Origin of the sequence: Planotetraspora phitsanulokensis, from assembly GCF_016863295.1 — a bacterium.
GTDB classification, from domain to species: Bacteria; Actinomycetota; Actinomycetes; order Streptosporangiales; family Streptosporangiaceae; genus Planotetraspora; species Planotetraspora phitsanulokensis.
Map to the genome: position 1 here is coordinate 107,288 of NZ_BOOP01000006.1, position 13,593 is coordinate 120,880.

A 13,593-nucleotide genomic window follows, 5' to 3' on the forward strand; every position below is an offset into this window, starting at 1 on the left:
ATCGGACGTGATGGACACCCCCGCCGTACCGGACCGGAGCCCGGCTCCCCGCCCCGCGCCCGATCCGTACCACGCCTACCTCGACGCGCTCCCCAGCCTCGAGTCCAAGCGCACCATGCGCGGGTGCCTCGACCGGCTCGCCCGGCTCATCACGGGAGACCCGGACGCGACGGGGGCAGGCCAGCCGTGGGAGCGGCTGCGCTACGAGCACACCGTCCGCCTGCGCACGGTGATGCGCGAGCAGGGCTGGTCCCCCGCGCACGTCAACAAGCATCTGGTGGCCCTGCGCCGCGTGCTCAAGGAGGCCTGGCGGCTCGGCCTGATGAGCGGCGAGGACTATCAGCGGGCCGCCGACCTGCCCGCCTTCAAGCACACCCGCCTCCCGGCGGGCGCCCACGTGCCGGCCGAGGTTCTCGTGGCGTGCCTGGAGGCGTGCGACGACGACCACTCCCCCGCGGGCCGCCGGGACGGCGCCATGCTGGCGGTCCTGTACTCAACCGGATGCCGCCGGGCCGAGCTCGCCGGTCTGCGGCTCGGCGACTTCGACCGGCCGGCCCGCTCGCTCCGCGTCCGCGGAAAGGGCGACAAGGAACGCCTCGTCTACCTGACGCCCGAGGCGGTGCAACGCCTCGACCTGTGGCTGTCGGACCGCGGGAGGCAGGCCGGGCCGCTCTTCTGCCCCATCAACAAGGCCGGGCGCCTGCGCCTGTCCCACATGACGGGCCAGGCCGTCGCCGACATCGTGACGCGCCGCCTCACCTCGGCCGGAGCCTCGAAGAGGACGCCACACGACTTCCGCCGCACGTTCATCGGCGAACTGCTCGACGCCGGCGTCGACCTCGCGACCGCCCAGGCACTGGTCGGGCACGCCTCCCCCGCCACGACCGCCCGGTACGACCGGCGCCCGGAACGCCGCCGCAGGGAGGCCGTCGACCGCCTGCGGATCCCCGGAGCCCCGCAGGCGAGCTGACGGCCCGCTCGGGCGGTCTCGCCGTCCGCGTCACCGGACGAGGACGGCCGACCCTCACGCTCGAGGAGCAGATCGAGCGGACCCGGGGCCAGCCTGATCTCGTTCGTGGACAGGATCCTCGCGTGAACGATCAGCCGGCCGTGCGCCCGATCCGGTAGAGCACGTGGCGCCGCAGAGGGCTGTCCTCGGCGAGCGCCGGATGGTCGAAATCCCCGGCAGGATCATGCGACATGCCGATCCGGCGCATCACGGCCTGCGACCTGACGTTCCCGACGGCAGTGAACGAGACGACCTCCGCCAGGCCCAACCGGCCGAACGCGTCCTCGAGTACGGCCATCGCGGCCTCGGTGGCGTAGCCGTACCCCCAGGCGTGCCTGGCCAGCCGCCAGCCGATCTCGACGCACGGGGTGAAGGCGGCCGTGAACCGCGGGACCGAAAGGCCGGTGAATCCGAGGAAGGTCCCATCTGCCTCGACGGCCCAGAGCCCGAATCCGCGATCCTCGAAGCCGGCCTCGATCCGCCGGACCATCGCGTCGCTCTGCTCCCGGGAGAGGGCGGAGGGGAAGTGCTCCATGACCACGGGGTCGGCGTTCAGGGCCGCGAAGGGCTCCAGGTCGCCCTCCCGCCATCTCCGCAGCGTCAACCGTTCGGTCTCGAGCATGTTTCCTCCCGCCTCACGACCGGGCCTGACCGGCCGAGGTTAGCGCTCGCCTCGCCGACTCGGAAAAAGATTGATCTCAAATCGGTCTATAACGGACATTAGGCGCCGCCGCCGGAATAGGGACCCCTGAGAGTCCGTTAAGCTCGGTGTTGGCCGATGTGGTTTGTGTCCCCCGGGCCGCAATTACCGCCTTCACGGAATACCGTTCGGCTGGAGCCGTGTTGTGCATCTCGCCGAGGAGGCGACCGCCACATCGGCCCTCGGCGTGAACGCCCCGCGAGGCATCGGCCTCGCGGGGCGTTCGTCTGTCCGGGGACATACGAGGGGTGCTCCAAGCGGGCGGCCTCCGATTTGGCGGAGCCGTACAAAATACGTGAACGGGAGTTGCCCGAGCCACACACTCCCCGGGGCGTCGGCCCGGCCTAGGGTTGACCGCATCGTCCGTCGGAGGAGAGCCCGTGCTTTACCGCAGCGCCAAGATGGTCACCGCTCCGCTGGTCCGCCTGTTGTGGTGGCCGAAGGTCGAAGGCCGGCAGCACGTTCCCGCGCACGGTCCGGCGATCCTGGCCTCCAACCACCTCTCGGTGCTCGACTCCTTCTTCCTGCCCGCGCTGCTGCGACGCCCGATGCGGTTCGTCGCCAAGAACGAGTACTTCACCGGCAACCGCCTGACCGCCACGTGGATGGGGGCCATGGGGACGATGCCGATCGACAGGGAGAACGCGTCCGCCGCTCAGGCCATGCTCGACTCCGCGGTGGAGGTGCTCCAGGCGGGTGAGATGTTCGGGATCTATCCCGAGGGCACCCGGTCCCCCGACGGGCGCCTCTACCGGGGCAAGATCGGTGTGGCGTGGCTCACTCTCACGACGGGCGCCCCGGTGATCCCCGTGGCGATGCTGGGGACCGAGAAGGTGCTGCCGCCCGGCACCTCGGTTCCGCGCCTGCGCCGGTTCGGCATCCGCCTGGGCGCCCCCATGACCTTCACCGGAGACGCCGCCAGCGCCCGCGACCGCCGGGCGGTGACCGACGAGGTGATGGCGGCCATCCAGAAGCTCTCCGGCCAGGAATACGTGCCGAAGTACGGCACCAGCGTGAAGAACGCCGCCTGACTGGGGCGTCGGTAACGATTTGTCCACGCTAGGCTCTCCGTCGTCCCGCAATCTCGGCGACCAGTCGTTCTGAGGTTGCCGTGCCGGCTCAAGGACATGGGGGTGCACATGCCGCGAGGACGAACCATCGCCATCACATCTGTCGTCGGCGTGCTCGTGGTGGCGGGGGCCGCCGGAGGCGCCTACTACGTGCTCCACACGCGCGGCACCCCCCAGGAGACGGCGCAGCGGTTCACCGCCGCGTGGACACGCGGCGACCTCGCGGGCATGAAAACCGATCTCACGGCAGCCGCCCCGGCGTTCGACGCCGCGTACGCCGAGCTCACCAAGAACCTGGGCGCGACCAAGGTGGCGGTCAGCGACCTCAGCGTGAGCAAGCCGGTGAACGACCACGCCACGGCCACCTACACCGTCACCGCCACGCTCAATAACATCGGCGACTGGTCCTACAAGGGCACGCTCGATCTCGCGGTCAAGGATCACTACTGGAAGGTGGACTGGTCGCCGAAGGCCGTCCACCCCGACCTCGACGGCTCCAACCACCTGGCGATCAAAACGTCGTGGCCGGACCGCGCGGTGATCCTGGCCTCGAACGGCGAGCGCATCGACACCGGGGAAGTCGGCGGCTCGGTCCAGCAACTCGTGGGATACCTCGACAAGGCCACCGCGAAGGACGTCAAGAAGCTCGGCGCCGCCTATCACGTGGGGAACGCCATCGGGCGGGGCGGCCTCCAGGAGACCTTCCAGAAGCAGTTGGCCGGAACGCCCACCACCGAGATCCAGGTGACCGGACCGGAGAAGAAGACTCTTCACTCGATCAAGGGCAAGTCCGGCAAGGACGTCACCACGAGCCTCGACCTGCGCGTGCAGAACGCCGCGGCCGACGCCGTGCGGGACAACAAGAAGCCCACGTCGCTCGTGGCGATCCGCCCGTCGACCGGCGAGATCGTGGCCGTCGCGAACAGCGTGGGCGGCTTCAACCGGGCACTGGGCGGCACCTATCCGCCCGGCTCCACGTTCAAGACGGTCACCGCGGCCGGGCTGCTCGCGGAAGGGCTGACGCCCTCGTCCAAGGTCACCTGCCCGGAGAAGTCGAAGATCGGCGGGCTGGACATTCGCAACTCCGACCACGAGGCCTTCGGCTCGTTGTCGTTCCTCGACTCCTACGCCCACTCGTGCAACACGACCTTCGCCCCGCTGGCCGCCTCGAAGCTGGGAGCGCAGAAGCTCTACGACATCGCGTCCCAGCTCGGGTTCAACCAGACGCTCAACATCGGCGTGCCGGCGACGAAGGCCAGCATGCCCAAGGCCACCAGCGACGCAGAGCTGGCCTCCGAGGCCTTCGGGCAGGCCAGGATCACCTCCAGCCCGCTGGTCATGGCCACGGTCGCCGCGGCCGCGGCCGACGGCAGTTGGCGGCCGCCCACCCTGGTCCCCGCGCTCAAGCAGAAGGTCGGCGTCAAGCCGCTGCCCAGCGGGGTCGCCGCCCCGCTCCAGCAGATGATGCGGGCCGTCGTCACCAAGGGCACGGCGCACGCGGCGGGGCTGCCGGCCGGCACTGCGGGCAAGACCGGGACGGCCGAGTTCGGCCCGGCCGGCAAGATCCAGACGCACGCCTGGTTCATCGGCTTCCGGGGCGACCTCGCCTTCGCCGTGGTCGTCGAGGCCGGCGGCATGGGCGGGGACGTGGCGGCCCCAATCGTCGCCGACTTCCTCAAGTCCCTGAGCTGAGCGAGGAGGGCCCGGCGCACTCGAGTCCCCGGGTTGCGCGAGGGCCCGGACGCTCTCGGGTCTCCGTCCTGGCCGAGGCCCGGCCGGACGCTAGCCCTCCGAGTTCGCCTGCCTGGACCACTCGATGTGCCGGGGCCCGCCGGTGAGGCCGGACAGCAGGGCCAGCCCCTGCTCGGAGATGCTGCCGGGCTCGGCATGGTGAACGACCAGGACCTGGCCGTCCGTGCCGACGACGGCCAGCTTCTCGTAGCGCAGCTCGAGCGGTCCGACCTGGGGGTGGTCGAGGTGGAAGCTCCCGCTGCACTTCGCCTTGCCGTCCCGGCGGGCCCACAGCCTGCGAAACCGCTCGCTGCACACCGACAGCTCCCCCACCAGCTCCGCCACGCGCGGGTCGTGCGTCTCGTCGCCCGCGAGCGCGCGCAGACCCGCCACGGTGCTCGCGGTGATCTTCTCCCAGTCGCGGTAGAGGTCGCGCACGGCGGGGTCGAGGAACGCGGCCCGCAGCTGGTTCACCCCCCGGGCGTAGATGGGGGACAGCGCCGTCGCCAGGGGGTTGGCGAGCAGGACGTCCAGATGGCGGCTCTGGACGTAGGCGGGGGTGCCCGCCCACGACATCACGAGTTGCTGGATGCCCGCGGGCACCCGCTCGGGCTTGCGACGTGCCCGCCGCCGCACCGCGGGCCGTGCGAGGCGGTAGAGGTGGGCGGTGGCGTCCTCGTCGAGCCGCAGCGCCTGGGCCAGCGCCTCGAGCACCTGCTCGGACGGGTGCTGGTCGCGGCCCTGCTCCAGCCGCACGCAGTAGTCGATGCTGATGCCCGCCAGCATGGCGAGCTCCTCGCGGCGCAGGCCGGGCACCCGGCGGCGTCCCATGGCAGGCAGGCCGACGTCCTGCGGGCGCACCAGCTCTCGCCGCGCCCGCAGGAATTCTCCCAGCGACTTGCCTTCGTCCATGCCTTCCACGTTATGTGCGCAGAGGCGAATGATCCTGTCCCTGCTACTCCCAGGAACACGGGATCCCTGCCCATGAGGGCAAGGCTGCACCGGCCGGGCGCACCGCGGCTCACATGGGGAACGCGGCCGCGTCGTTCCGCAGCGCCATGATCAATAATGTCGCGATCAGCGTCGCGATCAGGAGCCAGCTCACGATGATGATCACCGTGGACCGCTGCGGCCGGCGCACTCGGGGAGGTTTCCCGTGCCGTCCCTGGGCGCGCCGCTCCACGCGCTCGTTGAACGACTCGAGCCGGGCCGCGAGGCGGGGATCCTCGTCGGTGAGATGCTGCTCGATGATCGCCAGCATCCGCGCGTCGTCCTGCGACCAGGCCATGGCGCACCTCCCCGGAACGCAAGGTGTGTGCGGACGTTCTGCCCAACGATGAAGATCGTTAGCCGCTTTACAGGGACCGTATTTACCCGTCCATTGGGAGTTGCGATCATCATCGAACCTTTGTTCCAATCAAGGAATGCGCTGGGACAATCTGCGTCTGACCGATCACGATGCGGGCACGGCGGCCACCCCGCTGTTCGCGCGGAACGCCGTCGCGAGGACATTCGACACGCCCGATTTCCGGGGCATCACGTTCTACGAGGTCCGCGCCCGGTCGATCATCAACCGCGTCCCGGGAGCGAGCCGGGTGCCCTTCGAGTGGACGATCAACCCCTATCGGGGCTGCAGCCACGCGTGCACCTACTGCTTCGCCAGGAAGACCCACGAGTACCTGGACCTCGGATCGGGTGAGGACTTCGACTCGAAGATCATCGTCAAGGTCAACGCCCCCGACCTGGTCCGCAAGGAGCTCGCCGCCCCGAAGTGGGGCGGCCACCACATCGCGATGGGCACCAACGTCGACTGCTACCAGCGGGCCGAGGGCCGATACCGGCTGATGCCGGGCATCCTGGCGGCCCTCAGGGACGCCGCCAACCCGTTCTCCATCCTCACCAAGGGGTCGCTCATCCTCCGCGACCTGGACCTCCTCGTCGAGGCCGCCGAGGTGACCGACGTCAGCACGGCCGTCTCCGTCGGCTTCGTGGACGACGCCATGTGGCGGGCGGTCGAGCCGGGCACGCCCCATCCGCGCAAGCGGCTGGAGGTCTGCGCCACCCTCAACGACCACGGCATCCGCTGCGGCGTCCTGATGGCCCCGATCCTCCCGTACCTCACCGACTCACCCGCGATGCTCGAGGAGACCGTCAGGCGCATCGCGGACAGCGGTGCGACACACGTCGCCCCCATCACCCTCCACCTGCGCCCCGGCGCGCGCGAGTGGTTCATGGCCTGGCTGTCCCGCGAGCATCCCCGCCTCGTCCCCCGCTACCTGGAGTTGTACGGCAGAGGCGCATACGCCCCCAAGGCGTACCAGGAGCGGATCCGCCGAGAGGTGGAGGCACTCGCCCGGCAGTACGGCATCGGCGGGACGAACGCCCGCGAAGCCCGGCGGATCACCCCGCGACCCCGGCCCTCCGCGCCGGCGGCGCCAGCGCCCGAGCAACTCACGCTCATCTGAGGCGTCCGAGAGCCGTGTGCGTGGCCTCCGGCCCGCTACGATCGCCGGCCGTGGAAGAGTTCACCGCGTCCGGCGATTCGGGCGGGTCAGACGAGTTCGGCCGGTTCGTCCGCGCCCATACGACCCTCGGCCCCGTGCCGTACGTGCCGGAGATCCGGCTGCACCTGGCCGGCCCGGCCACCGCCGCGCCGGCCGGCCCTGCGCCCGCCGCCGAACCCGCGCCCATCGCCGAACCCGCGCCGTCGCGCGAACCCGGCCTCGGCGCCGCCGGCCCCCAAGCGGAGTCCGGCGAGGACGACCGGCTCTACGAGATGTGGGAGCGGCTGGGACGGCTGCCGTTCTGGGCCTACGCCTGGGCCGGAGGGCAGGCGCTCGCCCGGCACGTCCTGGACCATCCGGAGCTCGTGCGCGGCCGCTCGGTCCTCGACCTGGCAGGCGGCTCGGGCCTGGTCGCCGTCGCCGCCGCCCTGGCGGGCGCCGCCCGGGTGACCTCCAACGACGTCGACCCGCACGCCCTGGCCGCGACCGCCCTCAACGCGCGCGCCAACGGCGTGACGGTGACGGTCCTGGGGGGCGACCTCCTCGATTCGACGCCCGCGGAGGAGGTGATCCTCGCGGGGGACGTCTTCTACGAGCGCCCTCTCGCCCGCAGGGTCATGCCCTTCCTGGAACGGGCAGGCGGCACGGTGCTCATCGGGCATCCCGAGCGCGCGTGCTCCTACCTGCCCCGAGATCGTTTCCAGCCGGCCGGGCGGCACCTCGTGCCGGCGCCGCTGGAGAACGCGCTCGTGACGGCCACCACGATCTGGCGTCTGGTGTGACGCACATCACAACAACGCGAGCCCTCGTGATCGCGTCTCAGGAAGGGGAATTGAACACGAGATAAACGGGATTTGACTTGTCGAAAACCTTCCGCGGCCGGGTCGCGAAGAAAGCAACACGGGCAGTGGTCACTCCGCTCCTCAACGCGTTCCGGCGGGCACTGCTCGGGGCGTTGAGAACCCGCGACTGGCAACGCGCCCGGTCGGCGCCGCCGCCGAACGACCGGCAGATCCGGATCCTGCTCCTGCACGCCAACGGCATGGGCGGCACCATCCGCACGGTCTTCAACCTGGCCGGCCACCTCGCACGGACCCACGACGTCGAGGTCGTCAGCGTGGTCAGGACCCGGGAGAAGCCCTTCTTCCCCATCCCGCCAGGTGTCAGCGTGCGCTACCTCGACGACCGGGTGCCCGGGCGCAAGGGGTTCCTGTGGCGGATCCCCGGCGTCCTCGTCCCGAGGGAGGAGTCGGCGTACGACGCGTTCACGCTGGAAACCGAGATCAAACTGATCCGGTACATCCGTTCCCGCCGCGAGGGCGTCCTCATCAGCACCCGGCCCGCCCTGAACCTCCTCACCGCCCTCTTCGCACCGCCCGAGGTCGTCACCGTGGGGCAGGAGCACCTCAACCTCGCCTCCCACAAGCGGCCGGTGCGCCGGCAGATCGTCCGCCGGTACGGCAAGCTCGACGCGCTCGTCACTCTGACGGACACCGACCTCGCGGCCTATGACGGCGCGCTGCTCAGGAGGCCGCGGGTGCTCACCCAGATGCCGAACGCGGTGACGCCTCTGAACGGCGGCATCTCTCCGCTGACGAGCAAGACGGCCATCACCGTGGGCCGCCTCACCCACGCCAAGGGCCATGACCTGCTGATCCGGGCCTGGGTCCACGTCGCGGCGCGCCACCCCGACTGGACGATGCGCGTCTTCGGCAGCGGCCGCAAACGCGACAAGCTGCGGGCGTCCATCGAAGAGCACGGACTCGTTGGCAAGGTCGTCCTGGAGGGCGCGGCCACCGACGTCGGCGCCCAGATGGCCGAGGCCTCCATGTTCGTGCTGAGCTCCCGGCTCGAGGGCCTGCCGATGGTCCTCCTCGAGGCCATGAGCAAGGGCCTGCCGATCGTGAGCTTCGACTGCCCCACCGGCCCCGCCGAGCTGATCACGAACGGCCACGACGGGCTCGTGGTCGAGATGGGCGACATCGAGGCCCTGGCCGACGCCATCTGCACGGTCATCGAGGACCAGAGCCTGCGTCACACGCTCGCCGCCCACGCCGTGAAGACCGCGGCGGGCTACGACATGGAGATCATCGGCAAGAGGTGGGAGGACCTCATCGCGTCACTCGTCCGGCCGGGATGAGCCCGCCTCCGGCGCCTCCGCGTACACCAGGAGGCGCCGGGCCAGCGCCCGCACCTCGTCCCTGAGCTCGTCCGGCCGGATGACGGTGAACGACCAGCCGAGCCCGGCCAGCATCTGAGCCATGCCGTCCAGCCGCTCGGCCCGGGCGGTCATCCTCGTGCCGCGCTCGTCCGGGCTGAGCGCGGCCACGGAGGCGGGAATCCGCAGCCGCGCCTCCTCGGGCGTCACCGCCAGCACGACCTCGACCTCGTGCCGGTACGGCACACCGGCCAATGACTCCAGGACATGCCCCACGGGGTCGAACCGTCCCGGCGGCGAGAACGCCGTCTCGGTGACGTCGACGCTCGCCACCCGGTCCACGCGGAAGGTCCGCACCTCGCCGCTGCGATGGTCGTGGCCGGTCAGGTACCACCTGCCGGAGTGGAAGACCAGGCCGTAGGGGTCGAGTTCCCGCTCGCTGTCCGCGCCGGAGAAGGAACGGTAGGCCAGCCGCACCCTCCGGCGGCGGCGGACCGATTCCGCGAGCGTGAGCAGCGCCGCGGCGCTCGGCCGATGGTTCCCCGCGGCCCGCGCCGTCAGGGCGACGATCTCCTCCACCGCCCCCACCCGCTCACGCAGGTCCTTCGGCAACACCCGCTGGATCTTGGCGAGCGCGCTCTCGGTCGCCGTCTCCCCCACCGCCAGCCCGGTGCGCCGTCCGGACAGCAGGCCGAGCACCACGGCGGTCGCCTCGTCGTCGGTCAGCATCAGCGGCGGCAGCTTGTAGCCCGGCGTCAACCGGTAACCGCCGTACCGGCCGCGCCCGGCCTCGACGGGCACGCCCAGCTCGCTCAGCCGTACGGCGTAACGCCTGACGGTGCGCTCGCCCACCTCGAGGCGGGCGGCGATCTCCGGGCCGGTGAGGCCGGGCCGGGCTTGCAGGAGCTCCAGAAAAGCGAGCACACGATTCGTCGACATATCAGGACCGATTCTGGCCGGATTCGGTCCTACGGTCGACTCATGACGACATTCGTACTCGTTCCCGGTTTCTGGCTCGGCGCGTGGGCGTGGCAGGGCGTGACGACGGCACTGCGCTCGGCCGGGCACACAGCCTTCCCTCTCTCGCTCACCGGTCTCGCCGACCGCTCGCACCTGGCGTCGCCGGACCTGAACCTCGACACCCACATCGGCGACATCACCAACCTGCTGGTCTTCGAGGACCTGCGCGACGTCGTCCTGGTCGGGCACAGCGGCAGCGGCGCCGCGGTCACCGGCGCGGCCGACAGGGCGGCGGACCGGATCGGCCGCGTCGTCTATGTCGACAGCGGGCCGGTGCCGGCGGGCGCCGCGCAGATCGACCTCACCGGCCGCGAGGGCATCGAAGAGATCACGGCCGGTGGATGGCGGTACCCGTTCCCCGCCTGGGACGAGCTCGAGAAGTCGGGCGCGAGCCTCGACGGGCTGGGACCGCGCGAGCGGGATCTCATGTCGGCGCGCGCGACCGACCAGCCGCTCGGCACGATCACCCAGCCGCTCTCCCTCACCGGCGCGTTCGACAAGCTGCCCAAGACGCTGATCAGCTGCTCCTTCTCCTCCGACCAGGTCAAAACGATGATCGCCTCAGGGCACCCGTTCTTCGCGGCGTTGTCGGGCCCGGAGTGGGAGCTGCTCTTCCTGCCGACGGGGCACTGGCCGATGCTCTCCCTGCCCGCCGACCTGGCGACGCTCCTCGCCGGCGTCGGCTGATCCGCGCGGCGCACGGCACGCCGCCGCGGATCAGATCGTGGACAGGCCGAGCTCGACCGGCTCGGCGATGACGTCGACGAGGGCGTCGTTGCGCAGGACCGTGATCGGCAGGGGCCTCCCGATCGCCTCGGCGAACATCAGCCGCTGGAGGCCCTGGGCGTCCTCCACCGGCTTCCTGCCCGCGGTCAGGACCAGGTCGCCCGCCCGCAGGCCGGCCTTCGCGGCGGGCGATCCGGTCACGACCTCCATCACCCGCAGCGCGTTGCGCTGCCCGACGCGTTCGCGGATGTCGGGCGGGAGCGGCGCCGGGGTGGTCACGAGCCCCAGGTAGGCGCGCCGCACCCGGCCGTCGCTCATCAGCGCGGCGACGATCGACCGGGTGGTGGAGTTGATCGGCACCGCCAGCCCGAGACCGGCGCCCGCCACCGCCGTGTTGATCCCGACTACATGGCCCTCGGCGTCGGCCAACGCTCCTCCCGAGTTCCCTGGATTGAGCGCGGCGTCCGTCTGAATGACGTCCTCGATCAGCCGTACGGCGGAGCCGCTCCTGGCCGGAAGCGACCGGCCGAGCGCGGACACGACGCCCGCCGTCACCGACCCCGCGAGACCGAGGGGATTGCCGACGGCGACGACCAGCTGGCCGACGACCAGGGCGTCGCTGTCCCCCAGCACGACGGGCGCCGGCACCGATCCGAGCGCGCGGATCACCGCCAGGTCCGACAGGGGATCGGAGCCCACGACGGTGAAGTCGGCCGAGACGCCGTCGGAGAAGGCGACCGTGCCGGTCCGCGCACGGCCGACCACGTGGGCGTTGGTGAGCAGGAAGCCGTCCGCGGTGAAGACGACGGCGGACCCGCTCCCCCGGCCCGCCGTGACGGCCGCGACCTTCGGGGTGAGCTCGGCCGCGACCGAGGAGACGATCTGGGAGTACGCGTCGAGCGCCACAGGACCTCCCGCAGTGACTGCTTACTTGATTACACGATAAGCGTGCGGGCGATCCGGCGATATTCCCCGAGTACTTTTGTCCCGCCGAAGCCCGGATCGTTGGATCTACTGGCGACGATCACCGATTTCTAGCGTTGTCCCCATGGAAAACGACGCTGTGTCACTGACCGCGGTGACCAAGAGCTTCCGGGCCGTCCGCGCCGTCGACGGCCTCACGCTCGCCATCCCCCGGGGCCAGACCGTGGCCCTCCTCGGCCCCAACGGCGCCGGCAAGTCGACCACGATCGGCATGCTCCTCGGCCTGATCCCCCCGGACTCGGGGAAGGCCGTCCTGTTCGGCCTCGACCCCGGCCAGGCCGTACGGCAGGGCCTCGCGGGCGCGATGCCCCAGGAGGGCGGGCTCATCCCCCGCGTCACGGTCGGCGAGCTGCTCACCTTTGTGGCGGGCACCTATCGCGCGCCTCTCCCGCTCGGCCAGGTGCTCGCGCTGGCGCAGATGACCGGCCTGGAGAACCGGCGCGTGGACAAGCTCTCCGGCGGCCAGGCCCAGCGGGTGCGCTTCGCCATGGCACTCGTCGGCGATCCCCGCCTGATCGTCCTCGACGAGCCCACCGCCGCCCTCGACGTCGAGGCGCGGCGTGAGTTCTGGAGCGGCATGCGCACGCTGGCCGGCCGGGGCAAGACCATCCTGTTCTCCACCCACTACCTCGACGAGGCCGACGAGCAGGCCGACCGCGTCGTCGTCATCGACCGGGGCCGCGTGGTCGCGGACGGCACCAGTGCGGAGATCAAGAAGATCGTGGCCCTGACCACGGTCAGCGTGACGACCTCCGGCGAGGTCTCCTGGCTCGGCGACCTCCCGGGCGTGCGCCGGCTGGAGGTCAGGGGCGACCGCGTGCACCTGCGCAGCGCCGACCCCGACGCCACCGTGATGGCCCTCGCCCGGGCGGGAGCCGTGCGCGACCTCGAAGTGACCCCCGCCGACCTCGAGGACGCCTTCGTCGCCCTCACCGCCAAGGAGACCGTGTGATGTTCGGCTACATCAGGCTCGAGCTGCTCAGGACCATCAGGGACGGCGGCTACGTCATCTTCGGGATCGCCTCCCCCGTCGTCATGTATCTGGTGCTCTCCAACCTCGCCCTCGCCCCCGGCGACGAACGATCCGGCTCGATCGTCACCATGGTCAGCATGGCCGCGTACGGGGCGCTGGGCTGCGCGTTCAACAACGGCAGCGGCATCGGCGAGGACCGGTCCGCGGGCTGGCTGCGCCAGCTGCGCCTGACCCCGCTGGGGCCCGTCCAGGTGGTCGCCGGCAAGATCGTCACCGGCGCGGTGGGAGTCGTGCCCAGCATCGCGGCCGTGCTCCTCACCGGTGTGCTCGTCAACCACGTCGAGCTGAGCCCCGGGCAGTGGCTGTCCATCGTGGGGCTGCTGTGGGCGGGGACGATCCCGTTCGCACTGCTCGGACTGGGCAACGGCTACGCCCTCACCGGGCAGACCGCCTCGATGGCCAACATCGCGGCCTTCCTCGGCCTGTCCATCGTCGGGGGCCTGTGGGTGCCGACGATGGGGTTCCCCGGCTGGCTGCGCGCGATCGCGGAATGGACGCCGTCGAACAGCTACGCCACGATGTCCTGGCACGTCGCCGCCGGCACGGCCCCCGGGGCCCGTGCCGTCGCGATCCTGTGCGGGTGGCTGGCCGTGTTCGGCCTCTACGCCCTGTACGCCTACCGCCGCGCGGGCCGGACCGCGTGACCCCTGTGGGACGA

General features: G+C 71.1%; 14 protein-coding genes. 9 read left to right on the forward strand and 5 right to left on the reverse strand.

Annotated elements, in window-relative coordinates; translation table 11 throughout:
* The first annotated feature begins 10 nt into the window (after window positions 1-10).
* The gene (locus Pph01_RS08855) at window positions 11-970 is read left to right on the forward strand and encodes a tyrosine-type recombinase/integrase (RefSeq protein ID WP_204072512.1); all 960 of its coding nucleotides are present in this window, start codon (window positions 11-13) and stop codon (window positions 968-970) included.
* A 130-nt stretch (window positions 971-1,100) separates the two neighbouring features.
* Here Pph01_RS08855 and Pph01_RS08860 read toward each other — a convergent pair whose 3' ends face one another.
* The gene (locus Pph01_RS08860; protein ID WP_204072513.1) at window positions 1,101-1,631 is read right to left on the reverse strand and encodes a GNAT family N-acetyltransferase; all 531 of its coding nucleotides are present in this window, start codon (window positions 1,629-1,631) and stop codon (window positions 1,101-1,103) included.
* A 458-nt stretch (window positions 1,632-2,089) separates the two neighbouring features.
* Here Pph01_RS08860 and Pph01_RS08865 point away from each other — a divergent pair, with 458 nt between their 5' ends.
* Window positions 2,090-2,740 (forward strand): lysophospholipid acyltransferase family protein, encoded by a 651-nt coding sequence (locus Pph01_RS08865; RefSeq protein ID WP_373315646.1) that lies wholly within the window; start codon window positions 2,090-2,092, stop codon window positions 2,738-2,740.
* Window positions 2,741-2,848: 108 nt separating this feature from the next.
* Entirely contained in the window at window positions 2,849-4,471 is a 1,623-nt protein-coding gene (locus tag Pph01_RS08870) for a penicillin-binding transpeptidase domain-containing protein (RefSeq protein ID WP_204072514.1), read from the forward strand.
* 90 nt (window positions 4,472-4,561) lie between these two features.
* Here Pph01_RS08870 and Pph01_RS08875 read toward each other — a convergent pair whose 3' ends face one another.
* Together Pph01_RS08875 and Pph01_RS08880 are read right to left on the reverse strand one after the other, a co-directional pair.
* The gene (locus tag Pph01_RS08875) at window positions 4,562-5,422 is read right to left on the reverse strand and encodes a helix-turn-helix transcriptional regulator (RefSeq protein ID WP_204072515.1); all 861 of its coding nucleotides are present in this window, start codon (window positions 5,420-5,422) and stop codon (window positions 4,562-4,564) included.
* A 109-nt stretch (window positions 5,423-5,531) separates the two neighbouring features.
* Window positions 5,532-5,798, reverse strand: coding sequence for a DUF3040 domain-containing protein (locus Pph01_RS08880; RefSeq protein WP_204072516.1), 267 nt, complete (start codon window positions 5,796-5,798; stop codon window positions 5,532-5,534).
* Between the two features lie 136 nt (window positions 5,799-5,934).
* On the opposite strand from Pph01_RS08880, the gene Pph01_RS08885 reads away from it, so the two are divergent.
* From Pph01_RS08885 to Pph01_RS08895, 3 genes are all read left to right on the forward strand, one after another.
* On the forward strand, window positions 5,935-6,975 hold the full coding sequence (locus tag Pph01_RS08885) for an Rv2578c family radical SAM protein (protein ID WP_204072517.1): 1,041 nt from the start codon (window positions 5,935-5,937) through the stop codon (window positions 6,973-6,975).
* 50 nt (window positions 6,976-7,025) lie between these two features.
* On the forward strand, window positions 7,026-7,796 hold the full coding sequence (locus tag Pph01_RS08890; RefSeq protein ID WP_204072518.1) for a class I SAM-dependent methyltransferase: 771 nt from the start codon (window positions 7,026-7,028) through the stop codon (window positions 7,794-7,796).
* Between the two features lie 125 nt (window positions 7,797-7,921).
* Entirely contained in the window at window positions 7,922-9,154 is a 1,233-nt protein-coding gene (locus Pph01_RS08895) for a glycosyltransferase family 4 protein (RefSeq protein WP_239116531.1), read from the forward strand.
* Here the strand turns inward: Pph01_RS08895 and Pph01_RS08900 are convergent.
* The gene (locus tag Pph01_RS08900; protein WP_239116532.1) at window positions 9,134-10,111 is read right to left on the reverse strand and encodes a helix-turn-helix transcriptional regulator; all 978 of its coding nucleotides are present in this window, start codon (window positions 10,109-10,111) and stop codon (window positions 9,134-9,136) included. The genes Pph01_RS08895 and Pph01_RS08900 overlap by 21 nt on opposite strands.
* 42 nt (window positions 10,112-10,153) lie before the next feature.
* On the opposite strand from Pph01_RS08900, the gene Pph01_RS08905 reads away from it, so the two are divergent.
* A complete protein-coding gene (locus tag Pph01_RS08905; protein WP_204072519.1) occupies window positions 10,154-10,879 on the forward strand; it encodes an alpha/beta fold hydrolase in 726 nt (241 codons plus the stop codon).
* 30 nt (window positions 10,880-10,909) lie between these two features.
* Here Pph01_RS08905 and Pph01_RS08910 read toward each other — a convergent pair whose 3' ends face one another.
* Complete coding sequence (locus tag Pph01_RS08910; RefSeq protein WP_204072520.1) at window positions 10,910-11,824, reverse strand: S1C family serine protease; 915 nt, start codon at window positions 11,822-11,824, stop codon at window positions 10,910-10,912.
* A gap of 142 nt (window positions 11,825-11,966) precedes the next feature.
* Between Pph01_RS08910 and Pph01_RS08915 the strand changes: the two genes are divergently transcribed.
* Both Pph01_RS08915 and Pph01_RS08920 read left to right on the forward strand, forming a co-directional pair.
* A complete protein-coding gene (locus Pph01_RS08915) occupies window positions 11,967-12,854 on the forward strand; it encodes an ABC transporter ATP-binding protein (RefSeq protein ID WP_204072521.1) in 888 nt (295 codons plus the stop codon).
* Window positions 12,854-13,579, forward strand: a complete 726-nt coding sequence (locus Pph01_RS08920; RefSeq protein ID WP_204072522.1) for an ABC transporter permease — start codon at window positions 12,854-12,856, stop codon at window positions 13,577-13,579. Before Pph01_RS08915 ends, Pph01_RS08920 begins: the two co-directional genes overlap by 1 nt.
* Window positions 13,580-13,593: the final 14 nt, after the last annotated feature.